The 515-nt window shown below is 42.5% G+C and carries 1 protein-coding gene; it reads right to left on the bottom strand.

The features are described 5' to 3' along the window. Positions 1-148 precede the first annotated feature (148 nt). On the bottom strand, positions 149-487 hold the full coding sequence (locus TZ48_RS19745) for a hypothetical protein (RefSeq protein ID WP_112480379.1): 339 nt from the start codon (positions 485-487) through the stop codon (positions 149-151). Positions 488-515 lie beyond the last annotated feature (28 nt).

The raw sequence follows: 515 nt of genomic DNA, 5'->3' as shown, positions 1-515 counted from the left end.
CTAACGCCTTGTTAAGTAGCAGCTAACTACCATTGACCCCAACAAAGCCACCGTAATCACTTAACTCAACCAAACCAAAATCGCCGAGCGTTAGCTGTCTGCTTGAACAATTTGTTAGGCTACGAAGCTGACAAATGCACCTGACCAGTTAATAGCCACGAATGAGAAATATTACCAAGCACACAATAAATAGCACGACCATGTACAGTATCATTGGTTCTGGATTTCCATTCTTCGCTTCAGATGCGAGATACGCATTGAACTCTTTTTTACTTCGACGTCTTCCATGTTTTGACGCCAAGTTATGCTGACCAATTGGCGTTGTCCCAGTTTCAACGTACTGTTTAGCAGCTTTTAGTGTCGATACTGGACCAAATTCATGCTTTCCTGCGCTATTCAAAATTAACCAACTAGACCCACTTTTAACGATAAACCTGCCATCATCGACGGAGTATTGACCAGCTTGAACTCTAGTAACTTTCGCCATTATTAACTCCTAGTAGCCTAACGCCTTG

The sequence above is a fragment of the Vibrio variabilis genome (assembly GCF_003263785.1).
GTDB lineage: Bacteria > Pseudomonadota > Gammaproteobacteria > Enterobacterales > Vibrionaceae > Vibrio > Vibrio variabilis.
The sequence above is the reverse complement of the archived record's forward strand: the minus strand, read 5'-3'. Positions and strand labels throughout refer to the sequence as shown.

Coding starts and splice junctions, on each gene's coding strand:
- TZ48_RS19745 (WP_112480379.1), bottom strand. CDS start 487: ATGGCGAAAGTTACTAGAGTTCAAGCTGGTCAATACTCCGTCGATGAT.